The following is a 23,462-nucleotide window of genomic DNA, read 5'->3' as shown; positions in this document are numbered from 1 at the left end:
GCCGCGACGAACTCAGGTCCAGAGCGCGGCGATCAGCACGTTGAGGATGGCGAGCCCACCGGCCGCGTGGGTCATCCACGGAACGGCCTTGCCGCGCTTGGCGTCGGCGCGGCTCATTTCGGCGAACGCCGCGACCAGCACCGAGACGGCGAGTTTGATGCCGATCTTGACCATGTTCAGGTCCTTGTCGAGTGAGTCGATCGACTCCGCCAGCCCGACCAGGATCACGCCGGTGATCAACTGGAGCCGCGCACCCCACACCATCAGCTCCGAGACCACCGGCCGGCTCGCGGCGTAACCGCCGACGACCGCGGCCATTCCGAGCAGATGGGTGACAACCACGATGTTGTAGACAACGTCCATAGCGCCCAACGCTAGCCGATGCGACGCGCCTCTACTACGCCAAGTCGTATATTCGCCGGAGCGTCGGCCCGCGCCTGCCGACAGACCACCCGAAAGCGCGCCGACCTGGGCCAAGCGGGAATAGGCACAGCAGTCTGCGTATTACTCGGCCGAGAAGCTGGAGAGCCCGCCGAAACCGCTGAAGATGTCACCGAATGCACTCAGAAGGTCTCCGAGGCTGCCCAGGTCCACTGAACCCATTTCCACTCCTATCCGTGTGCGAATCGCGATGCTCTTGCACCGCCGCACACCATTGGTAGTGCCGTTATTCAAACGTGATGCGCTATTTATCTTAACGTTATCCACATCGAAGTGAACTCGAGTTGAACGCACCTGCCGCGATGCGCTGACCTGCGAATATGCAATGAATAACACCGATGTCGATCTTCATGAATTTTCGAGCGTCGCCAAAATTCCTTCCTGACGTCTCCGTCAACCGACCTCGCTCAAGTAATAATCGCAGGTCAGAGCGATATTTGCGCCTCCATTCAGCCCCATCCGGGCAAATCCTGACGCTGACACGGACAAGAACGGTGACAATTTCTCATCCCACGAAAAGGCAATCTCCACCGGCTCCAAGCTGATGCGAATGAATCTTTATCTCCGCCATGAGACCACCGAAATACCGCCGCCTGGAACCAATTCGGCCTCTGAGGCGATCGGACCACGACGGCGCGATCCTCAAATTTATTGGAATAGCGGCGGTTTCGCACGAATACGAAATCTTCCGGTGCAGAATGACGCTGCCCGCATCGAACTCGAATTGCTAACCGCCGGCAGCTATTTCACGAGAGCCCGACGACCCCTCAGGCGCGGGTGAACACCGCGACCAGGAAGTCGGAGTCGTCGCGGAACGGGCGCAGATCCCAGGTCGACAACCGCAGGTCCGATGCCAGGCCCGCGGCCGCGGCGTCGGCGAAGAACTCCTCGAACGGGTAGCCTCGTTCGGCGCCGAATCCGATGACGGCCCGGCCATCCGGGGCGAGATGGCGGGCGAAGCCCGACAGCACCGCTCGGCGGGTACTCGGCGCGAGGAAGGTCATCACATTGCCCGCGCACACGATGACGTCGAAGCCGTCGGGTATGCCGCGGGACGGCAGATCCAGTTCGGCCAGGTCGCCGACCAACCAGGTGGGGCCGGGGTGGTCGTGTTCGGCCGCCTCGATCAGCACCGGGTCCACGTCGACGCCGACGACCGCGTGACCGGCCTCGTGCAGATAGCCGCCGATGCGGCCGGGCCCGCATCCGGCGTCGAGCACGCGCGAGCCCCTGCCGAGCATCGCGTCGATCAGCCTGGCCTCCCCCACGATGTCCTGCCCCTGGGCGGCCAGGCCGCGGAACCGCTCCACGTACCAGGTGGAGTGCGCCGGGTCGTTGGCCGTGATCTCCTCCCACTGGCTCGGAACACGCTCACCCACGATGGCTCCCTACTCGATACGTCGGCTGGTCTTGCCACCGTAGCCCGCACCACAGCGCGCGGACACGACCACCCGCGTCCAGCGTCCACCGGGGTGCGGGTGTATGCCGTCCTACCCGCAAAAGCGCGTGGACCCCGCGAGAGATCGCGGGGTCCACGGGGAATTCGGTGGTCCGGGTACTACGGCACCGAGACGCTGCCGCCGCTGGGGACGTAACCGATGGTGTTGGGGTCGATCACGCCGAGGGCCTGGCCCGCGCAGTCGGGGCCCGCGTACAGGGTGATCGCCTGATCGGTGCCGTTGCCGACGGTGGTCTGCAGCGTCGTGTAGAAGCTGTCGCCGGTGTTGAAGCAGCCCACCGGGTTCGCGTGCGGCGCACCGTTCAGGGTCAGGGTGCCGCCTGCGGCGTGCGCGGCGCCAGGGGCCAGCAGGGTGATGGCACCCGCGGTGGCCAGCGCACCGACGATCCCAGCAGTACGAAACATTCGTGCCTCCAGTTCCTTTCGATGTCGACCCCCGACGTCGACCATTGACCCCGCGATTGTGTCATGCGACCGGCTGCGCCGGAACACCCAGATCCTTCGCGTCCTTGCGCACCCCGAAGGCGGTGATCATCTCCATGATGCCGAGCACGACCAGCCAGATACCGGCGACCCAGGCCAAGGTGGCGACCGATTCGACGGGCCAGACGATCAGCACGACACCGGCGATCGCGGTGATCACACCGAAGAACCCCTGCCAGCCACGACCGGGCAGGCCCGGTTCGGCGACCGCGGCCATCGTCATCGCGACTCCGCGGAACAACCAGCCGATCCCGATCCACAGACCCAGCAGAAGAAGCGAGGCCAGCTCATCGCGGAAACAGAAGACGCCGATGATGATCGACAGCACGCCCGCGATGAAATACAGCACCCGCATACCCGCACTCGCCGGCGCCGCGAACGCCGCGACCAGCTGCAACAGGCCGCTGACCACCAGGTAGATCCCGAAGATGATGCCGGCTACCAGCAGCGTCTTACCGGGCCACACCAGAATCAGGACGCCGAGGACCACCGAGAGCAATCCGGTGACCAAGATCGATTGCCAGGCGGCACGCGCGAGGGTCTGCACCGGGCCCTGCGGGATGATATTCGTCGTCATGAAGTGATGTTATGCCCGAAATCCCTGGTTCTCTGGGCATTTGCTCACTACCCGCGCCCGCGCGCCGCCACCGCCGGTCGTGCACACCGGCGGCCGACTGTGACCGAGAACGCCGTGATGATCACGTTTGCCGCTGTACACGCCGGGTAATTGTGGGTCAATGGCTCTCGTCGTGAACGCCGTCAGGTGAGTCGAGTGGGTCGGGTTTGACGAGTCTCGGGTGGCTAGGAGAAGAGGGTGTCGGTTGTTCTCGTGCTTCAGGCACGCGGTCTCGGTGAACTGCTCACCGCGGTCCCGGCGCTGCGCGCGCTGCGCCGGGCCAGGCCGGACGACCGCATCGTCCTGGCGGCCCCGCATCGGCTACGGCCCATCGTCGATCTGATCACCTCCGTCGACGCCATGGTCCCCACCACCGAGGGCGGCAGCCTGCGCTGGGACGGACCCGCCCCCGATCTGGCGGTCAACCTGCACGGCCCGGACACCGAGTCGATCGTCGAACTGATCAAGACCGACGCGCGGCGCATCCTCACCTACCACAATCCGGCCTTCCCCGAGCTGCCGGGCCCGCAGTGGGATCCCGATATGCACCTGGTCGACCGCTGGTGCCATCTGCTCGAATTCGACGGCATCGACGCCGACCGGCGCAACCTCGGCCTCGTCCCGCCGGTGGCCACCACCAGCCACCGCGACGCCGTCGTCGTGCACATCGGCGCCGGCGCACCGGCACGGCGCTGGCCGCCGGACCGGTTCGCCGCCGTCATCCGGCATCAGTCGGTGCTCGGCCGGGAGGTGGTCATCACCGGCGACGAGTTCGAGCGCGAGACCGCACTCGGCATCGCCGCGCGGGCCGGGCTGCCACCGCACCGGGTGCTGGCCGGCGAACAAAATCTCATCGAATTGGCCGCGACGGTCGCCGAAGCCGCGCTGGTGTTGTGCGGTGATACCGGCGTCGCCCATCTGGCCACCGCGTTCGGCACCCGCACCGTGCAGCTGTTCGGCCCGACTCCCCCGCGCCGTGGCGGACCACCGCCGCATCTGCTCGCCCGCCACGATGTGCTCTGGGCGGGGCAGGTCGGCGACCCGGACGCCGACAGCACCGACGCGGGCTTGCTGCGGATCGGGGTGAGCGAGGTGCTCGGCGCGATCGACGCTCAGCTCGGAAAGCACTCCTGGGCGGGCAGCACCGGCGAACGCCCTCGCGCTTACCGCCGCGTCGGCTGAGGAGTCGGCACTTCGACGCTCGCGGTGTGCACCGCCGCGGAGTAGGCGGCGATGGCGCTCGGCCAGAATCGCTCCACGTAGTCGCGGGCGTCGGCCAGCCCGCGCGGATCCAGGAAGTACCGCCTGCGGTTGCCGTCCGGGCGCATCATCACCAGGCGCGCCTCCCGTAGGACCCGCAGGTGTTGCGACACCGCCGAACTACTGACGCCAACGGCCTCGGCCAGCTCGCCCACCGAGAGTTGCGCATGCGGTAATGCTTCGAAGATCGCCCGCCGAGTCGGGTCGGCGAGCGCTTCGATCGCCCGGACTCCATTAGTCGCCACTAACACAGTGTGATCAACTAGCGGTTTCGCCGTCAAATCGCCCAATTACCGCATTTGCCCAGCTCGACGCGGAATATCAACCGTGTCGTTATCAGTTCGTAATCAACGAACTGGGGTTATAGGCGCTGGTGATGGTAGCCACAGGATTGCGAGGCGGGACCGACGGTCCCGTAGCTTCGAGCTATGCCCGTGACCGTTCCGTTACTTTCTCGCCGTCCCGGCGCGCCCCGCACCGGTCGTCGCAGCGTCGCCACCCGCGTGGTGGCCGCCTCGACGGCGATCGGCGCCTCGCTCGGCGTGCTCGCCGGATGCACCGAAGAGAACTCGACCGCGGCCCTGCACTCCCCGCAGCTGGTGGCCGACACCGCCGACGCGACCTTCACCGCGTTCACCCCGCCCGAAGCCCAGCGGGCCCAGACCGTGCCGGAGGCGGTGGCCTGGGAACAGAACCTCCTGGCGATCGAGTTCGCCCGGCCCAAGACCATCCGGCCGGTGGCCGGTCCCATGAGCTCCACCTTCGGCATGCGCTGGGGTGCGATGCACGCAGGCATCGATTTCGCCGACCCGCTGGGCGCGCCGATCGCGGCCGTCACCGACGGTGTCGTGATCGAGGCCGGCCCGGCCAGCGGTTTCGGCCTGTGGGTGCGCGTCCAGCAGGACGACGGCACCGTCGGCGTGTACGGCCATATGCAGGACATCCTGGTGACCGTCGGTCAGCCGGTGCGCGCCGGTGACGTGATCGCCACCGTCGGCAGCCGCGGCTACTCCACCGGTCCGCACCTGCACTACGAGGTCCATGTGCCAGGCGTCGGGCCGATCGACCCGCAGCCCTGGCTGGCCGCGCGCGGGATCAGCGTCCACGGCGACCACTCCTGACACCGGCGGCGACCCGTCGCCGAGAATTCACGGGGACGGCCCGTAGGCGAGAGCGCCTGCGGGCCTTCGCCGTCCTAGGGCTGCGGATGGGCCGCCCACCGCGATCCGGTACTCCGGTAGGGGGCGGCAATGGCGCGCCGGCGTGATGTGGCCGCGCGGTGCGGGTCCCTAGTGTCGCGGCATGGTCACACCCGAGATCGCTTCCCCGGCACCGGCTTCGGACCGATTCCGCTCCGGCTTTCCCGAACGCGCAGCCCTGCACCGGCCACTGCTGGTGATGGTGGGCGCGATGACCGCCCTGACGATCGTCTCGGCCTGCGGCCTGGTCGTCGACGACCGTCAGCTGCTCGGCGAGTCGGTCTGGCTGAAGCCGTTGAAGTTCGGCGTCGCCTTCGCGCTCTACGGTCTCACCCTGATCTGGTTGCTGGCGCTGCCGCACCGGGGCCGCCGTGCCACCTGGTGGCTCGGGACGGCCTTCGCGGTGACGGGTGTGCTCGACGTCGGTTTCATCGCCGTGCAAGCCGCGCGCGGAACGTTCAGCCATTTCAACAATTCCGATCCCGACCCGGTGAACGTCATCGGGCAGCAGATCTTCGCCTCCGGCGTTCCCGGCCTGTTCGTGGCGAATCTGGTGCTGGCCCTGATCTTGTGCGCGCAGCGGCTGGTCGACCGGCCGACCACCCGCGCGATCCGGGCCGGTCTCGTCCTGGCGGTCGCGGGTATGGCGCAGGCGTATCTGATGGGCTTCACCGGCAAGCAGCGTGTGGTCGACGCCGAAGGCCGGATCGTGGAGTTGGTGGCCGGGCACACCGTCGTCGAGCCGGATCTGCGCACCGAACTCGCTCGGGACGGGGCGGGCATGCCGATCACACACTGGAGCACCATCGGCGGCGACCTGCGAATTCCGCATTTCCTCGGACTCCACGGGATCCAGGTGCTGCTGGCGGCGGTGATCATTTCGGCAGCGCTGGCAACGCGCCTGCCCTGGTTGCGCGGTGAACGCACGCGGACCGACCTGGTCGGCGTACTCGCCGTGGGCTACGCGGGACTGTTCGGGTTGACGTTCTGGCAGGCCATGCGCGCGCAGCCGCTGCTACGTCCGGACGCGCTCACCGTCGGCGCCTTTGCCGCACTGGTCGTCGTGGTGGCCTGCCTCGGCGTGCTGGTGTACCGCCGCGGCCGCGCTCGCGCCGGCGAAGCGATTACGCGCAGATCCGACTCCGCGGCAGTCAGCGCAGACGTTCGGCGTCACGGGCGAGCTGGAGCAGAGTCTCACTGAGCGCGGCCAGTTCGGCCGCGTCGGCACCCTCGCCGATCGCGGTCGCCACATCCTCGGCCGCACACCGTGCCGCGAACCAGCGGTCGGCCAGATCGGCCGCCTCCTGTGCGCTGAGCACCACCGAATCCTCGGGAATCCCCGTCCCCTTCAAGCTGTTGCGATGTTCGTAGGCCCGCTGACGGCACGACTGACGGCAATACCGGCGGCGACGCCCGACCTCGGATTCCACGATTTCCCGCCCGCACCACAGGCAGGACAGTGACCGGCGCGACATGACCCGACACCCTAACCGCACCCGGCGACCGTCCGCACAGGGCACGCCGCTCCGGTGACGGCGGCGAACAGCGTAGAATAGCCAGGTTCTCCCCCGCAGGGAACGAAAGTAGCCCACCACACGTTCACAGAGCACATGGTGTTCGCGCCCGGCCGGCCACGCCGGGAGCGAGCAGCCCACAACCGGTTCCGCGCATCCGTGCGCGAGAGCCGGACGCCGAGGAGGTTCGCGACCGCGCCACCGGTTATCCATGGAGGAGCGAGTCCTGCGAACCCGTTCGCAGCCCGGCTCGGGTTTCCGCCGCCGCGGAGATACGGGCCACCGTGGGGCCGCGAACACGCCGCGACGCAGGAGCGGCACATCAAACACAGAGAGGACCGAACAGATGGCAGATCGCGTACTCCGGGGCAGTCGGCTCGGAGCGGTGAGCTACGAGACCGACCGCGACCACGATTTGGCGCCCCGCCGGATGGCCCGGTATCGGACCGACAATGGTGAAGAGTTCGACGTCCCGTTCGCCGACGACGCCGAGATCCCGCCGACGTGGTTGTGCCGCAACGGCCAGGAAGGCGTCCTGCTCGAGGGCACCACGCAGGAGGCCAAGAAGGTCAAGCCGCCGCGCACCCACTGGGACATGCTGCTGGAACGGCGCAGTAAGGAAGAGCTGGAGGAACTGCTCAAGGAGCGCCTCGAACTGCTCAAGACCCGCAGGCGCGGCTGAGGCAGCCCCGCGCCGAAAAGGCCGCTCACACCGGATTCGTCCGGGATGAGCGGCCTTTCGTCTGTCCTGTGGCGCCACGGGCCCGAAGCCACGGCGCCTCGAGTCAGTGGCTGGCGACGCGCCGATACCGCAACAGCGCCAAGGGCACCACCACCACGAGGATGGCCACCGAACAGATCACCGCGTACTCGACACAATGTTCGGCGGGCCAGCCGGTCGGCGTCGCGAACGACGGTGGCGAACTGTTGTCGAACAACTTGCGCCCCGCCGCCGCCACCGCGGTGATCGGATTCCATTCGGCGATCGTGCGCAACGGCCCCGGCAGCGTCTGCGCGGAAATGAACGCCGAGGAGATGAACGACAGGGGGAACATCCAGATCAAGCCGACGCTCTGCGCGACCTCCACTGTCGGAGACAGCAAACCGGTGAGGGCGCCGACCCAGGACATCGCGAACGCGAACAGCAAGATCACACCGAAGGCGAGCGCGGCGTCGGTGATCGGGCCGTTGATCCGCCAGCCGACGATGTAACCGCAGCCCACCATGACGATCAGGCTGAGAATGTTGACGACCAGGTCCGACAGCGTGCGCCCGAGCAGCACCGCCATCCGCGACATCGGCAGCGTCCGCATCCGGTCGATGATCCCCTTGTGCAGATCGCCCGCCAACCCGACGGTGGTGAACGCCGCGTTGAAGGCCACCGTCTGGGCGAAGATCCCGGCCAGCAGGAACTCCCGGTACTGGCTGCCGCCGAGCGAGGCCCCGAAGATGTAGGCGAACAGGAACACGAACATCAGCGGCTGGATCGTCGCGGTCACCAACAGCGTCGGAACGCGCAGGATGGTCAGCAGGTTTCGGTAGGCGACGATGGCGCTGTCGCGGAAAACCCGTCCGCGCGGCGACATATCCACTGCCGCCGCACGCGGTTTCGCCGCTCTGCGAGCGTCGGTGTCCGCCGCGGAATCCTCGGCCGCTGGGGCTTCGTCACGTACCGCTGCCGGCGCTGAGCTCACGACATGATCTCCTCTTGTACGTCATCGGATTCCGCCGCCGCTGGCGTGGGTGCCGCGGTGCCGGTGAGGGAAAGGAATACGTCATCGAGGGTGGGGCGGTGCACGTTCGCGTCGACGACACACACACCGGCGTCGTCGAGCCGCCGCAGGGCCTCGACCATGGTGCGCGACCCCTCGCCCACCACGATCGACACATCGTGGCTGCCGATGTCGTGCACCGGCTCGCCGATGCCCACCTGGGCCAGCACCGAGAGCGCCGGCTTGGCTTCCTGGCCGGTGGCCAAGGTGACCGTCAGCCGGTCACCGCCGATGGAGGTCTTCAGTTCGTCGGCCGAACCGCGGGCGATCACCTTGCCCCGGTCGATGACGATGATCCGGTCGGCGAGTTGGTCGGCCTCTTCGAGATACTGGGTGGTCAGCAGCACGGTGGTGCCGTCGTCGACGAGATCGCCGATCACCCGCCACATGTCGAGCCGGCCGCGTGGATCGAGACCGGTGGTCGGTTCGTCCAGGACCACCACCGGCGGCCGCGCCACCAGCGCACCGGCCAGATCGAGCCGGCGTGCCATGCCGCCGGAGTAGGTGCCCGCCCGGCGATCGGCGGCATGGTCGAGCCCGAACGCGGTGAGCAGCTCGCCCGCGCGCGCCGCGGCCTGCCGATGCGACATCCCGTAGAGCCGGGCCACCATGCGCAGGTTCTCGTAGCCGGACAGGTTCGCGTCGACGGCGGCGTACTGGCCCGACAGCCCGATCCGGCGGCGGGCGGCGGCCGGATCGCGCAGCACGTCCACGCCGGCGACGTGGACCGTCCCGGCGCACGGCCGTAGCAACGTGGTGACGATGCGCACCGTGGTCGTCTTGCCCGCACCGTTGGGCCCGAGCAATCCCATCACGGTGCCCGCCGGGATCTGGATGTCGATCCCGTCGAGCACTCGCACACGGCCGTAGTTCTTGACCAGGCCGAGGACTTCCACCGCCAGGCTCACCTGTGTGTCTCCTTCGCTTGCCGGTCCGCGCCGTCGAGGTGGAAGCGCAGCACCGGTCCGATCACCGCGAGTGCTTCGGGTGTGGTCATCGCCGCGTGGGTGCAGCGCAGCTGATGGTCGTGCACGGCGCCGGTGACGAACGGACGCCAGGCGGCGGCGCATCGATCCCGGTCCGCGCGGTTGATCTCGTCGTCGGCCGCGGTGAAGAACAGCAGGTCGCCGCCGAACACCCGGGGCCGGAAACTGTTGGCCAGCACCGTGCCGTCGGCATAGCCGGCGTAGAGCCGTTCCAGGTGTTCGACCGTCAGCGCCGCGAACGGTCCCGGCTGGGATCGCAGCAGCGCGGCGGCCTCGGACAGGCTCATCTGGTCGTCGAGCGCTCCGGCGTCGGCGATCAGCTCGCTGCCGAATTCACCGATGATGTCGGCGACGCTCGGCATGGCCTGATCGAGCAGGCTCTCGGAGAGCCGGTAGCTGTCCATCATCGCCAGCAGCGCCACCTGCTCCCCCGCCTCCTGCAGCCGCACCGCGATCTCGTGCGCGATGAGCCCGCCCAGGGACCAGCCGAGCAGGTGGTAGGGCCCGTGCGGCTGCACCGACCGGATGTGCTCGACGTAATGATCGGCCGCTTCGGCGAGCGTGCCGTAGCCCGCGCCTCCGGTGACGTGCGGCGCCTGCAGGCCGTAGACGGGGCGATCCGCAGGCAGGTGCGCGAGCAACCCGGAGTAGCACCACGCCAGACCGATGGCCGGGTGCACGCAGAACAGCGGCTCGCGGCTGGCGCCGGTGTCGGGCCGCAGCGGCAGGATCGGCGCCAGGGCCTCGGCCATCGCATCGGCGACGCCGCTGTCGTCGAGCCGTGCCGCGAGCGCGGACGGGGTCGCCTCACCGAACATCATCTGCACCGGCATCTCGATGCCCTCGGCGCGCAGGCGTGCCACCACCTTCGTCGCGAGCAGCGAGTTGCCGCCGAGTTCGAAGAAGCTGTCGTCGGCGCCGACACGGTCGATGCCGAGCGCCTCGGCGAACGCCGCGCACACCGCCGCCTCGGTGGGCGTCGCCGGTGCCCGGTAGCCCTGACCGCCGGTGAACACCGGTTCCGGCAGCGCTTGCCGGTCGAGTTTGCCGACGGGGCTCAGCGGCACCCGGTCGATCATCATGATCGACTGCGGCACCATGTAATTGGGCACCAGATCCGCCAGGTGGGCGGTCAGCTCGGCGGCGGTCACCACCGCGCCGGCCAGCGGCTTCACATACGACACCAGCGCGGTGGCGCCCGCGGCGGTGCGGTGGCCGATGGTGAGGGCTACCTCGACCGCGGGGTGCCTGCCCAGTGCGGTGTCGATCTCGCCGAGTTCGATACGGAACCCGCGGATCTTGACCTGATGGTCGGTCCGGCCGACGTATTCGATGTCGCCGGACCCCGCGTCCGCGCCTGGCCACAGACGCACCAGGTCACCGGTGCGGTACATCCGCTCGCCCGGCTTGCCGTACGGGTTGGCGACGAACCTGGTCGCCGTCAGGCCGGGGCGGTTGAGGTATCCGCGGGCCAGGGCGGCTCCGGCCAGGTGCAGTTCCCCGGTGACGCCGATGGCCGCCGGATGCAACCGCGGATCGAGGATGAGTGCGTCCACGCCGCGGATCGGCCCGCCGATGGTGATGGGCCGGTCCGGCGCCATCGGCTGGGACATGATCGTGACGATGGTCGTCTCGGTCGGGCCGTAGACGTTGTACAGGTTGCGGCCACGCGACCACCTGGTCACCAGTTCCGGCGGTAGCGCTTCGCCGCCCACGAGTACGTGCGCCAGCTCGGTGACACCGGCCGCATCGACGGTGCCGAGCGCCGAGGTGGTGATGAAGGCATGCGTGATGGCTTCATCGATGAACACCCGGCGCAGTTCCTCACCGCCGACCACGCCCGGTGGAGTGATCACCAGGGTGGCGGCGCCGCCGAGGGCGAACAGCAGATCCAGCATGGCGGCGTCGAAGCTCGGCGTCGCGAAGTGCAGCACCCGGCATCCGGGGCGGACATCGAAACGCTGCGCGGTCTCGGCGGCGAAGTTGGACAGACCGCCGTGGGTGACGGTGACGCCCTTGGGTGTTCCGGTGGAACCGGAGGTGTAGATGACGTAGGCCGGGTTCTCCAATCGGAGTGGGGTGATCCGGTGAGCGTCGGTGATGGGGTCACCTGAGGCCGCCAACACCACGGAGCGGATATCGGGGGCATCGAGCACCAGCCACTCGGCCGTCGAGGGCAGGCTGTCGCGGTACTCGGCGAGGGTGATGCCGAGGGCGGCACCCGAATCCGACAGCATGTGCGCGATGCGCCCGGCCGGATAGTTCGGGTCGACGGGTACGAACGCCGCGCCGGCCTTCGCGACCGCGAGCACCGTCGCCACCGATTCCACCGACCGTGGAATACCCAGCGCCACCAGCGTTTCCGGTCCGACTCCGCGGTCGATGAGCACGCGGGCGAGGCGGTTGCTCCATCGGTCGAGGGCCGAATAGGTGACCTCGGTTCCGTCCGACCGTACGGCGATGGCGTGCGGGTCGTACGCCGCCGCCGCGGCGAACACCTCGGGCAGGGTGACCGGACGATCCGGCTGGGCGCCGCGTACCGGCGCGAGTTCCGGCCATTCGGCGGGATCGAGCAGGTCCAGGTCGCCGACCGGGGTGGTGGGGCTGGCTGCGATCGAGGTCAGCAGGCGGACGAAGCGCTTGCCGAACCTCTCCGCGGTCTCCTCGTCGAACAGGTCGCGCGCGAAGTCGATCGCGAGCGAGATGCCGCCGGGGCCCCCTGCGGCGGTGCGGTTCTCGGTGAGGGTGAACTGCAGATCGAACTTGGCGATCCCGGTGTCGGCGTCTTCGGCGTCGATGCGCAGGCCGGGCAGTTCCAACACCCGGACCGGCTCGTTGCGGACCGACAGCATCACCTGGAACAGCGGGTGATGCGACTGCGACCGAGCCGGATTCAGCACCTCCACCAGGCGCTCGAAGGGCAGGTCCGCGTGTGCGAAGGCGTCGAGGTCACTATCGCGCACCGCCGCGAGCAGGTCGGTGAACGCGGCGTCGCCGTCCACCCGGGTGCGCAGCACCAAGGTGTTGACGAACATGCCGACCATGCGGTCGAGCGCCGGATGTCCGCGTCCCGCGATCGGCGTGCCGACCGCGATGTCGTCCACGGCCGTCATCCGGTGCAGCAGTACTGCCAACGCGGCGTGCAACACCATGAACATGCTGACGTTGTGCCCGGCGGCGACAGCGCTCAGTTCCCGGTGGGTGGCGGCGTCGACCGCGCAGCGCACCGTGCCGCCGCGATAGGACGGTGTCGGTGGACGCGGCCGGTCGGCGGGCACCGCGAGCAGCTCGGGCAGCTGGTCGAGGGTGTTGCGCCAGTAGTCCAGTTGGCGACTGATGAGGGAATCGGCGTCGTCCTCGGCGCCGAGTACCCGCTCCTGCCACAGCGTGTAGTCGGCGTACTGGATCTCGAGCGCGGGCACGGTGTCCACGCGGCCTTCCCTGGCGGCGCAATAGGCCGCGGCCACGTCGGCGGCCAGCGGTTCCAGCGACCAGCCGTCCATCGCGATGTGATGCACGACCAGCACCAGCACATGCTCGTCGCGTTCGCTGGTGACCACACTCGGGCGGGCGACGGTCAGGATGGCGGCCCGCAGCGGCACCGTGGTGCCGAGGTCGAAGCCCTCCGCGGCGAATTCGCGCACGATCGGTTCCACCGCGTCGGCCCGCACGGTCTCGGTCCGTACCCGGATCGCCGCGTCGGCCGGATCCAGCACGACTTGCGCCGGTTCGCCCTCGATCACCGGGAAGACCGTGCGCAGCGTCTCGTGCCTGCGCTGCACCGCGTGCAGCGCGGCGATGAGTGCCGCGCGGTCGAGCCGTCCGCGCAGGCGCAACACCACGGGCACGTTGTAGGCCCCCGAGCTCGGTGCGCCCGCCGCGCTGTCGAAGCGGTTGAGGAACCACAGCCGGCGCTGGGCCGCCGACAACGGGATCCGCTGCGGACGGGCGCCGGCGACCAGTGGCGGGGTGCCCTCGTCGGGCGATCCCGCGTCCAGTCGCGCCGCCAGTTCGGCGACGGTGGGGCCGGCGAAAACGGCACGCACTTGCAGTCGCGTGCCCGTTGCCGCTGCCAGCCGGGCGACCAGTTGGGTGGCCAGCAGCGAGGTTCCGCCGATGTCGAAGAAATTGTCGTCGGCGCCGGTGATATCGGCACCGACCAGGTCGGACATCACGTCGGCGACCAGCCGCTCGGCGTCGGTGGACAGCGGCCGGGTAGTGCGGGCGGGCGACAGCGTCGGCTCCGGAAGTGCCGCGGTGTCCAGCTTTCCGACCGGCGTGAGCGGGATCCGTTCCAGCACGGTGATCGCCGCCGGAACCATATGCGCGGGCAGCTGCGCCGCGGCATGGGCGCGCAGCGCGTCGAGATCGAGATCCCCGGCGGGCTGCACGTAGGAGACGATGCGGTCGGCACCGGCGATCTCACGGACCTGGGTGTGCGCGAAACCGACGCCGGGATGCCCGGCCAGCGCTGCGGTGATCTCGCCGAGCTCGATCCGGAACCCACGCACCTTCACCTGGTGGTCGCTGCGTCCGAGGTAGATCAGCTCGCCGTCAGCGGTCCAGCGCACCACATCGCCGGTTCGGTAGACGCGCGATCCGGCCGGCCCGTACGGATCGGCCACGAACCGCGACGCCGTCAGTGCGAAACGGTCGAAATAGCCGCGCGCCAGGCCCGGTCCGCCCAGATACAGCTCGCCGGGCACCCCGATGGGCACCGGACGCAGACGCTCGTCGAGCACCACGGCCCGCGCACCGCGCACGACAGTGCCGATCGGAATCGGGCGGCCCGGTTGGAACGGCGCGGAGATGGTGGCCAGCACAGTGGTCTCGGTCGGTCCGTAGCCGTTGATCATGGTGCGGTCGACCGCCCAGCGGGCCACCAGCTCCGGCCCGACGGCCTCGCCACCCACCATCAGGCTCCGCAGATCCGGCAGCGGCCAGCGATCGTGGTCGATCGTGGCCAGCGCCGCGGGCGTGATGAAGGTGTGGGTGACCCGTTCGGTGGTGAGCAGTTCGGCCAGTTCGTCACCGCCGTAGATATCCGGTGCCGCGATGACCATCGTGGCACCGGAACCGATCGACAGCAGCAGGTCGAGCACCGCGGCATCGAAGCTCGGTGAGGAGAAGTGCAGCGTGCGCGAATCCGGCTGCACCCCGGCGTGTTGCGCCAGCTCGTCGGCCAGGTTCGACAGGCCGGCGTGGGTGACGGCCACGCCCTTGGGCTTCCCGGTGGAACCGGAGGTGTAGATCAGGTAGGCCAGGTCATCGATGCGGGTCGGGCGCAGCCGCTCACCGGCGATGGCGGCGTCGGCCGCGGGCTCGAATTCCGCATCGGCGGTGTCGTCGAGCACGATCCAGGCGATGCCGCGGTCGTCGGCGGCACGCAACCGCTCCCGGTGCGCGGAGACCGTGACGCCGACGGCGCACCCGGAGTCGCTCAGCATGTGCCGGACTCGGTCGGCCGGGTAGTTCGGATCGACCGGCACGAACGCGGCTCCGGTCTTCGCGATGGCGAGCACGGTGACCACGGACTCGACCGAGCGGGTCAGCCCGAGGGCGACCCGGTCGCCGGAGCCGATGCCGTGCCGGATCAATCGGCGCGCCACTCGATTCGACCGCCGCTCCAGCTCCGCATAGGTCAACTCGAGCGCACCCGAGCGGACCGCGGTGCGGTCCGGATGCGCGGCCACGGCCTGTGCGAAAACCTCCGCCAGCGTGAGCTTCGGTCGCGCGGGTGCGCCATAAGCGGGGGCGAAGCGCCGGCGTTCGTCCTCGGTGCGTGCGTCGATGTGGTCGACGCGGATACCTGGGTCGCTGGTGATCGTGGCGAGCACGGTCAGGAATCGGTCCGCCAGTGTCTGCACCGTGGCCTCGTCGAAGAGTTCGGCGGCGTAGACGAATTCGAGCGCGCCGTCGTCCCCGGCCTCGGCCGGATCGGTGACACGCAGTTCCAGGTCGAATTTCGCCAACGCGATATCGAGGGCGTGCGCCTGCAAGGCCAGCCCGGGCAGTTCCAGGTGTGGATGCGGGGTGTCCTGGACCGTCAACGCGACCTGGAACAGCGGATGCCTGCCGGTCGCGCGCGGATCCCGGCCCAGTTCTTCGACCACGCGCTCGAAGGGGATGTCGGCGTTGGCGATGGCGGCGAGTTCGGCGTCGCGATCGGCGCGCAGCAGCGCGGTGAAGGCGAGATCCGGGTCGACGTCGGAGCGCAGCACGAGCGTGTTGACGAACATGCCGACCAGATCGTCGAGTTCGGTCTGGGTGCGCCCGGCCACCGGGGTGCCGATCGGGATGTCGCGGCCGCCGGTGACCGCCCGCAGCAGCACCGCCAGCGCCGTGCGCAGCACCATGAACATGCTCACGCCCTGGTCGCGCGCCAGCTCGGCGAGTGCGCTGCGCACCGGCTCGGGCAGGGTGCGCTGGACCGAGCCAGCGATCTGGGTCGGTTCGGCGGGCCGTGGGCGGTCGTAGGGCAGCGGCAGTTCGTCGGGCAGATCTGCCAGCTGGGTGCGCCAGAACTCCACTTGCCGGGCGGCCGGGCTGTCGGCGTCGGTGGCCTCGCCCAGATATTCACGCTGCCAGAGCCCGAAGTCGGCGTACTGCACCGGCAGTGGCTGCCAATTCGGTGCGGCACCACCGCGACGTGCGAGGTAGGCGGTGGCGAGGTCGCGGGTGAGCGGAGCCAGCGACCAGCCGTCGGCGGCGATGTGGTGGACGACGACGCCGAGCACGTGGTGGCGTTCGTCCACCCGCAGCACGGTGATCCGTAACGGGGTGTCGGTGCTCAGATCGAATCCACGCCGGGCCAGCTGTTCGAGGAGCCCGGGCACCTCGGCCTCGGTGGCCGGTACCGGGACGACCGCGGGTACCGCATCGGCGACCGGGACGATGACCTGGTGCGGACCCTGCTCGTCGTCGGGGTATCGGGTGCGCAGCACTTCGTGCCGGTCGACGATGTCGGCCAGCGCCTCGCCCAGGGCTGCGATATCGAGATCGCCGTCGATCCGCAGCGCGAACGCGATGTTGTAGGCACTGGATTCGGGGGCGAAACGGTTGAGGAACCACAGCCGCTGCTGCGGCAGCGACAACGGGATCCGGTGCGGGCGCGGGCTGTGCGCGACCAGCGGGATGCGCTGAGTACGCGGAGCCTCGGCCAGCTGAGCGGCCAGGCCCGCCACGGTGGGCGCCTCGAAGATGGTGCGCACCGGCAATTCGACGCCGAAGTGCTGATACACCGAGGCGGCCAGCCGGGTGGCCAGCAACGAGTTGCCGCCGACGTCGAAGAAGCTGTCCTCGGCGCCGGTGATGGGCCGGCCGAGCACCTCGCCGAACAGCGCGGCGACCCGCAGCTCGAGTTCGGTGGCAGGCGCGCGGGAGGCGGCGGTGGCCGCGAATACCGGTTCGGGCAAGGCCTTTCGATCCAGTTTGCCCGACGGCGTTACCGGAACCTCGTCCAGCACGGTGACCGCGGCGGGCACCATGTACCCGGGCAGTCGTCCGCGTGCGGTGTCGAGCACCGCTGCCGGGTCGATCGCTTCCACACCGCTCACATACGAGGCCAGCCGCTGGTGTCCGTTGGCATCGGTGTGCACCACTGTCACGGCGAAATCGACGCCGGGATGTGCGCGCAGCACGTGGTCGATCTCGCTGAGCTCGATGCGGAAGCCGCGGATCTTGATCTGATCGTCGGCGCGGCCGAGGAAGCGCAGATTGCCCGCGGGATCGGCCACCACGAGGTCGCCGGTCCGGTACATCCGCTCGCCGCGGCGGCCGTGCGGATTCGCCGGGAACCGGGCGGCGGTCAGCGCGTGCCTACCGTGGTAGCCGCGCGCGATGCCCGGTCCGGACACATACAGCTCGCCGGGCGTGCCGGGAGGCACCGGGCGCAGGCGGTTGTCCAGGATGAACAGTCGCATACCGCGCACCGGGTGGCCGAGTGGGATCGGTTCGCCGGTCCGCATCGGGTCCGAGACGGTGGCCGCGACCGTCGCCTCGGACGGGCCGTACATGTTGTGCATGCGGTAGCGCGCCGCCCAGGTGGCCACCAGCGCGTCCGTGCAGGCCTCGCCACCGACCATCACCGAGCGCAGGTCGTCGAGCCGCTCGCTGGGCACGGTGGCAAGCGCGGCGGGCGTGATGAACGCGTGGGTGACGCGTTCGGTGCGCAGGAAGTCGGCGAGTTCACTGCCGCCGTAGAGATCGGCGGGTGCGACCACGACCGTGGCTCCGGCCGCGAATCCCAGCAGCAGCTCGAGCACCGAGGCGTCGAAGCTCGGCGACGAGAAGTGCAGGGTCCGTGCGGAATCGGTGACGCCGAACAGATACCGCTGCTCGTTGGCGAAGGAGGCCAGGCCGGCGTGGGTGACGATGACGGCCTTCGGTGTGCCGGTGGATCCCGAGGTGTAGATCAGATAGGCGGGCTGGCCCGCGCGCAGTGCGCCGAGCCGCTCGGCGTCGGTGACGGGCGCGGCCGATTGCGCTGCGCACGCCATGTCGAGCTCGCCGGAGCCGAGCATCAACCAGGTGCCGGTGGTCAGGCTGTGTTTACCGGGATCGGCGGGCCAGCTGGGCAACGCCGACAGCGAACTCGGATCCGTCAGCCCGAGCAGGGCCCCGGAATCACCGATCATGTGCGCGATCCGCTCACGCGGATAGCCCGGATCGATCGGGACGTAGGCCGCGCCCGTTTTCGCGACGGCCCAGATCGCCAGAATCGAATGCAGGCTGCGCGGCAATGCGACGGCGACGACCACCTCGGGGCCCGCGCCGTGTGAGATCAGCACCCTGGCCAACTGGTTGGAGCGTTCGTCGAGCTCGCGGTAGGTGGTGTCGTTGCCGCGGAAGCGGACGGCCACCGCGTCCGGCAGGCGTTCGGCGGTCTGGGCGAACAACCGCGCCAGCGTGACGGTGGGTTCGGCGGGCCCGCCCGCGATCGGCACCAGGTCGGCCTTCTCGCGCCGGTCCAGGATATCGATGTCGCCGACCGGCGCATCGGGGCGCACCACCGCGGCGGCGAGGATCGCGGTGAACCGCCGCGCCAGCGCCTGAATCGTGGAGTCGTCGAAAACATCGGTGGCATAGCCGAATTCGGCATGCAACGGACCGTCGGTGGTGTCGTCGTGCACTTCGAGCTGGAGATCGAACTTGGCCACGTCGGCCGCCAGCGGAAGCACTTCGGTGTGTACACCGGGCAGTTCGATGCGCAATTCGGGCGCACGGTCGTAGGACAGCATCACCTGGAACAGCGGGTGTCTGCCACTCATCCGCTCGGGATTGACGACGTCGACCAGCCGCTCGAACGGCACGTCGGCATTGGCGAAGGCATTGAGATCGGTTTCGCGGGCGACGTCGAGCATCCGATCGAACCCGGCGGCGGGATCCACCTCGGTGCGCAGCACCAGGGTGTTGACGAACATGCCGACGAGCTCGTCCAGCGCCGGGTCGGAGCGGCCCGCGATGGGTGTGCCGATGACGATGTCGCTGCTGCCACAGACGCGCGCCAGCAGGGCGGCGAACGCGGCATGCAGCACCATGAACATGCTCACGCCCCGCGCGACGGCGAGTTCACCTGCGGCGCGGCGAGTTTCGGGGTCGATGGTGAACCCGAAGCGAGCACCGGCGGTGGATCGCCGCAGCGGGCGCGGGCGGTCCAGCGGCAGGTCCAGCTGCTCGGGCAACTCCTCCAGCGCCGAGCGCCAGTAGTTCAGCTGACGGCTCAGCGCGCTCGACGGGTCGGTTTCCTCGCCCAGCAACTCCCGCTGCCACAGCGCGAAATCGGCGTACTGCACCGGCAGCGGGGTCCACTGCGGCGCCGTGCCTTCGGCGCGGGCGGCGACCGCGGTCATCAGGTCGCGCGCGAGCGGCGCCACCGACCAGCCGTCACCGCAGATGTGATGCAGCACCAGCAGCAACACGTGCCGGTCGGGCCCGGTCTCGTACAGCGCCACCCGGATCGGCGCCTGGCTGCGCAGATCGAAGCCGTATCCGGCGAACTCGGCGACCAGTGCGTCGATATCGGCGCCGCGGGCGTCGATGGGGTCCAGATGCAGCGGGATGTCGGTGGCGGCGTGGATCACCTGGCTCGGGCCTTCGACGGTTTCCGGGAAGGTGGTGCGCAGGCTTTCGTGCCGGTCGAGCACGTCGAACAGGCCCGCCCGTAGCGCCGCGATGTCGAGCTTGCCGTCCAGGCGCACGGCCAGGGGCATGTTGTAGGCGGCCGCGTGCTCGGCGAATCGGTTGAGGATCCACAGCCGCTGCTGCGCGGGCGAGAGCGGGATGGTGGCCGGGCGGCCCGTCGGGCGCAAGGCCGGCGACGAGGTGTCCAGGTGCTGGGTGGAGAAACGCTCGGCGAGCGCGGCGATGGTGCCCGCCTCGAACAGATCGCGGATGGTCACGCCTGCGCCGAGGGTGCCGTTGATCCGGGCCACCGCGCGCGCGGCGATCAGCGAATTGCCACCGAGATCGAAGAAGCCGTCCTCCACGCCGATGTCGTCGATCTCGAGCACCTCGGCGAAGATGTTCGCCAGGACCCGCTCGATCTCCGTGCGCGGTGCGATGCTCGCGCGCCCGGTGGGCCGGACATGCGCCGCGGGCGCGGGCAACGCGGCCCGATCGATCTTGCCGTTGGCGCTCAGCGGCAGCTCGTCGAGCTCCATCAAGGCCGTCGGCACCATATAGGAGGGCAGCGTTTCGCGCAGGCGGGTGAGCAGGGCCGCGGTGTCGAGCCGTTCGGCCGCGTCGTCACCGCGCGCACCGGGCGCGGCGACCACATAGGCGACCAGTTCGTCACCGGTGCGTCCGGTGTGGGCGACGCAGACCGCGCGAGCGACCCGTTCGTCGGCGAGCAGAGCGGCCTCGATCTCGCCGAGTTCGATGCGCTGCCCGCGAATCTTGACCTGGAAATCGGTGCGCCCCAGGTATTCCAGAACGCCGCGCTCGGGCCCGCCCGCCGAGCCGCGGCCACGCAGGTGCCAGCGCGCGAGATCGCCGGTGCGGTACATCCGGGTGCCGGGGGTGAAGGGATTGGCGACGAACCGGTCGGCGGTGAGTCGTGGCTGACCGAGATAACCGCGGGCCAACTGAGTGCCCGCCAGGTACAACTCCCCCACTCCGCCGGGCGGCACCGGCTGCAATCGCGCATCCAGGACGTAGGTCTGGGTGTTCCAGACCGGCGAGCCGATCGGGACCGTCTCCGGGTCGGCCGGGCAGGGCCAATAGGTGACGTCGACGGCCGCCTCGGTCGGGCCGTACAGGTTGTGCAGCCGCGGCCCGGGCAGGGCCGCGTGGAAATCGCGGACGGTGGCCGGCGGCAAGGCCTCGCCACTGCAGAACACCCGGCGCAGCCCGGTGCAGCCGCGCACATCGGTATCGGTGACGAACACCGACAGCATCGACGGCACGAAATGCGCTGTGGTGACGCCTTTGGCCGCGATGACCTCGGCCAGGTAGCTGGGGTCGCGATGGCCGTCCGGCCGGGCCACCACCAGCCGGGCGCCGATCTGCAACGGCCAGAAGAACTCCCAGACCGAGACGTCGAAGGTGGCCGGGGTCTTCTGCAGCACCGCGTCACCGGAGTCGAGCGGGTACTCGTGCTGCATCCATTGCAGCCGGTTGACGATGGCGCGGTGGCTGACGCCGACGCCCTTGGGATTGCCGGTGGAACCGGAGGTGAAAATGACGTAGGCAAGGTGATCCGGACGCAACGGGGCACAGCGGTCGGCGTCGGTGATCGGATCGGGCGAGTAGCCGGACAGATCGGCGGTGTCGAGGATCAGGCCGGGCGCGTGCTCCGGGAGGCCGGCCGCGTCCGCCGCGGCCGTCAGCACCGCGACCGGCGCGGCCTGCTGCACGATCCGCTCCATCCGCTCGCGCGGGTAGTCGACGTCGAGCGGCAGATACGCCGCGCCCGCCTTCACGATGGCATACAGGCCGACCACGAGGTCGAGACTGCGGCGCAGGTACACACCGACCACGCGATCGGGCCCGGCGCCGCGGTCGATGAGCATCCGGGCCAGCCGGCTCGACTGTTCGTCGAGTTCGCGATAGGTCAGGGATCGGTCCTCGAACTCGACCGCCGTCGCGTCGGGGCAGGCCGCGGCACGGGTACCGAACAGCCCGGCCAGGGTGTCGGCGGCCACCGGTACCTCGGTGGCATTCCAGGCCTGCAGTACCCGATGACGTTCGGCGTCGGTGATCGCGGTCAGCGACAGGGCCTTGGTTTCTGTGCCGGCGGTGAGGAAACGGGCGAGGAAATCCAGGAATCGTTCGTGGTGCATGGCGAGTTCGGTCTCGCCGTAGAGCTGCGGATTGGCCTCGAAATCGATGTGGATGCGGTCGCCGACGCCGTTGTAGAGGTTGATCGACAGGTCTTCGACCGGGCCGGTGGCCAGCACGTGCAGCGAGCCGAGCAGACTGCCGAACTTCAGCTCGTTGTGGAACAACATGATGTTGACCATCGGGCCGAAGAACCCGCGCGCGTCGCGCGAGTATCCGCAGTCGCGCCGGATGTCGTCGTGACGGTACCGCTGGTGCCGCAGCGCGCCGGTGATCTGGAGTTCGACCGCGCGCACCACATCGCGCACGGTGGTCTCCTCGGCGAACCGCACCCGCAGCGGCACCACATTCGACACCACGCCGGCCGATCGGCGCAGCGCGACGGTGGTGCGGGCCGAGACGGGCAGGCTCAGCACCACATCGTCGGTGCCGGTGACCGAGCGGACGTAGCAGGCCAGCGCCGCGGCGAACAACGTCGAGTTGGCGGCGCCGAAGGCGGTGGTGGCCGCGGTGACGGCGGCTTCGGTGCGCTCGTCCAGCACGGCGGTGGCCCGGCGGCGGCCCGGATCGGGCATCGGCACGGCACTGCTGGCGTTGGACAGGCTGAGCGTGCCGCCCACGCCCTCCAGCTGCTCCATCCAGTACTCGCGGTCGCTGCGGAACCGCGCGGAATCGCGGTAGCGGGATTCGTCGGCGTAGATCTCGGCCAGCGGGGTGGCCCGGGAGACGGCGGGCTCGGTCTGGTTCTCGATCGCGGTGTAGATCTCCGCGGTCCGGGTGAGCGCGTTCATGGCGCCGTAGCCGTCGATGACGATGTGGTGCGCGCGGGCGTACCAGATGTAGTCGTTGTCGCCGTAGCGCAGCACCGCGTTGGTGATGAGCGGATCGTTGTCCAGGTCGATGGGTGAGCTGGCGTGCTCGTTCATCCACTGCATGGCCGCGGCGTGCGGGTCCGCCTCACCGCGCAGGTCCACCCGCGCCCAGCCGGGCCGGTGGAACGGATCGACCACCTGGTGCGGTACGCCATCGATCTCGACCAGCCGCAGCAGACCGACCTGGGTCTCGGCGCCGAAGCGCTCGATCGAGTACAGCAGCCTGCCCGCATCGAGGTCACCGTGGATCTCCACGTACTGAGCGATGGTCAACGGCACGTCCGGACGGATGCGCTGCGCGTACCACAGCGCTGTCTGCGCAGGCGACAAGGCGAACGGTTGTGCTGAGAATTCGCCCGATGAACATTGGTCGACACGATCCGTGGCCAATGAACTCATCAATCACTCCGTTCTGCCGCTGTTCACGCAACTCCCCGAGCACCACACGGTCGGCGCGCACGCGCCTAGCCGTAGGACGTAGTCCACGAATGATGATTCGGAGCGTCATGGCGGCCGGATGGCCGAGGGTTCGGATTTGTTTCACTTCCAACGGCCTTGGCACAACGCCACTTTGGACAGCT

The 23,462-nt window shown here is 69.2% G+C and carries 13 protein-coding genes; 4 read left to right on the top strand and 9 right to left on the bottom strand.

The genetic code is table 11. From position 1 onward, the window contains the following. Positions 1–12: 12 nt before the first annotated feature. The 4 genes from GV790_RS04270 to GV790_RS04255 all read right to left on the bottom strand — a co-directional run bounded on the left by GV790_RS04270 (position 13) and on the right by GV790_RS04255 (position 2,960). Entirely contained in the window at positions 13–363 is a 351-nt protein-coding gene (locus tag GV790_RS04270) for a hypothetical protein (RefSeq protein ID WP_163810699.1), read from the bottom strand. Between the two features lie 845 nt (positions 364–1,208). Then, complete coding sequence (locus GV790_RS04265) at positions 1,209–1,820, bottom strand: class I SAM-dependent methyltransferase (RefSeq protein WP_163810697.1); 612 nt, start codon at positions 1,818–1,820, stop codon at positions 1,209–1,211. 179 nt (positions 1,821–1,999) lie between these two features. Beyond that, positions 2,000–2,305, bottom strand: coding sequence for a hypothetical protein (locus GV790_RS04260; protein WP_138448780.1), 306 nt, complete (start codon positions 2,303–2,305; stop codon positions 2,000–2,002). A gap of 61 nt (positions 2,306–2,366) precedes the next feature. Continuing rightward, on the bottom strand, positions 2,367–2,960 hold the full coding sequence (locus tag GV790_RS04255) for an HdeD family acid-resistance protein (protein ID WP_163810694.1): 594 nt from the start codon (positions 2,958–2,960) through the stop codon (positions 2,367–2,369). 237 nt (positions 2,961–3,197) lie between these two features. Here GV790_RS04255 and GV790_RS04250 point away from each other — a divergent pair, with 237 nt between their 5' ends. Next, the gene (locus GV790_RS04250) at positions 3,198–4,181 is read left to right on the top strand and encodes a glycosyltransferase family 9 protein (RefSeq protein ID WP_163810692.1); all 984 of its coding nucleotides are present in this window, start codon (positions 3,198–3,200) and stop codon (positions 4,179–4,181) included. Here the strand turns inward: GV790_RS04250 and GV790_RS04245 are convergent. Beyond that, positions 4,163–4,504: an ArsR/SmtB family transcription factor gene (locus tag GV790_RS04245; protein ID WP_163810690.1), complete on the bottom strand. Its 342-nt coding sequence runs from the start codon at positions 4,502–4,504 to the stop codon at positions 4,163–4,165. The genes GV790_RS04250 and GV790_RS04245 overlap by 19 nt on opposite strands. 183 nt (positions 4,505–4,687) lie before the next feature. Between GV790_RS04245 and GV790_RS04240 the strand changes: the two genes are divergently transcribed. Both GV790_RS04240 and GV790_RS04235 read left to right on the top strand, forming a co-directional pair. Then, the gene (locus tag GV790_RS04240; RefSeq protein ID WP_178127542.1) at positions 4,688–5,380 is read left to right on the top strand and encodes a M23 family metallopeptidase; all 693 of its coding nucleotides are present in this window, start codon (positions 4,688–4,690) and stop codon (positions 5,378–5,380) included. 181 nt (positions 5,381–5,561) lie between these two features. Beyond that, entirely contained in the window at positions 5,562–6,659 is a 1,098-nt protein-coding gene (locus tag GV790_RS04235) for a hypothetical protein (protein ID WP_163810688.1), read from the top strand. Here GV790_RS04235 and GV790_RS04230 read toward each other — a convergent pair. Continuing rightward, positions 6,610–6,933: a hypothetical protein gene (locus GV790_RS04230; RefSeq protein ID WP_048833443.1), complete on the bottom strand. Its 324-nt coding sequence runs from the start codon at positions 6,931–6,933 to the stop codon at positions 6,610–6,612. The genes GV790_RS04235 and GV790_RS04230 overlap by 50 nt on opposite strands. Before the next feature lie 385 nt (positions 6,934–7,318). Here GV790_RS04230 and GV790_RS04225 point away from each other — a divergent pair, with 385 nt between their 5' ends. After that, positions 7,319–7,654: an RNA polymerase-binding protein RbpA gene (locus GV790_RS04225; protein WP_014351500.1), complete on the top strand. Its 336-nt coding sequence runs from the start codon at positions 7,319–7,321 to the stop codon at positions 7,652–7,654. 103 nt (positions 7,655–7,757) lie between these two features. Here the strand turns inward: GV790_RS04225 and GV790_RS04220 are convergent, their stop codons facing one another. The 3 genes from GV790_RS04220 to GV790_RS04210 form a co-directional block, all read right to left on the bottom strand. Beyond that, positions 7,758–8,558, bottom strand: coding sequence for an ABC transporter permease (locus GV790_RS04220; RefSeq protein ID WP_163811095.1), 801 nt, complete (start codon positions 8,556–8,558; stop codon positions 7,758–7,760). A 104-nt stretch (positions 8,559–8,662) separates the two neighbouring features. Continuing rightward, on the bottom strand, positions 8,663–9,652 hold the full coding sequence (locus GV790_RS04215; protein WP_163810686.1) for an ATP-binding cassette domain-containing protein: 990 nt from the start codon (positions 9,650–9,652) through the stop codon (positions 8,663–8,665). After that, the gene (locus GV790_RS04210) at positions 9,649–23,280 is read right to left on the bottom strand and encodes a non-ribosomal peptide synthetase (RefSeq protein ID WP_425343129.1); all 13,632 of its coding nucleotides are present in this window, start codon (positions 23,278–23,280) and stop codon (positions 9,649–9,651) included. The genes GV790_RS04215 and GV790_RS04210 overlap by 4 nt, the downstream gene beginning before the upstream one ends. Positions 23,281–23,462 lie beyond the last annotated feature (182 nt).

Source organism: Nocardia cyriacigeorgica, from assembly GCF_010858045.1.
GTDB lineage: Bacteria > Actinomycetota > Actinomycetes > Mycobacteriales > Mycobacteriaceae > Nocardia > Nocardia cyriacigeorgica_E.
Note: the sequence above shows the minus strand (reverse complement) of the source record. Positions and strands in the feature narration are given on the sequence as shown.

Coding starts and splice junctions, on each gene's coding strand:
- GV790_RS04270 (WP_163810699.1), bottom strand. CDS start 363: ATGGACGTTGTCTACAACATCGTGGTTGTCACCCATCTGCTCGGAATG.
- GV790_RS04260 (WP_138448780.1), bottom strand. CDS start 2,305: ATGTTTCGTACTGCTGGGATCGTCGGTGCGCTGGCCACCGCGGGTGCC.
- GV790_RS04255 (WP_163810694.1), bottom strand. CDS start 2,960: ATGACGACGAATATCATCCCGCAGGGCCCGGTGCAGACCCTCGCGCGT.
- GV790_RS04240 (WP_178127542.1), top strand. CDS start 4,688: ATGCCCGTGACCGTTCCGTTACTTTCTCGCCGTCCCGGCGCGCCCCGC.
- GV790_RS04235 (WP_163810688.1), top strand. CDS start 5,562: ATGGTCACACCCGAGATCGCTTCCCCGGCACCGGCTTCGGACCGATTC.
- GV790_RS04230 (WP_048833443.1), bottom strand. CDS start 6,933: ATGTCGCGCCGGTCACTGTCCTGCCTGTGGTGCGGGCGGGAAATCGTG.
- GV790_RS04225 (WP_014351500.1), top strand. CDS start 7,319: ATGGCAGATCGCGTACTCCGGGGCAGTCGGCTCGGAGCGGTGAGCTAC.
- GV790_RS04220 (WP_163811095.1), bottom strand. CDS start 8,558: ATGTCGCCGCGCGGACGGGTTTTCCGCGACAGCGCCATCGTCGCCTAC.
- GV790_RS04210 (WP_425343129.1), bottom strand. CDS start 23,280: ATGAGTTCATTGGCCACGGATCGTGTCGACCAATGTTCATCGGGCGAA.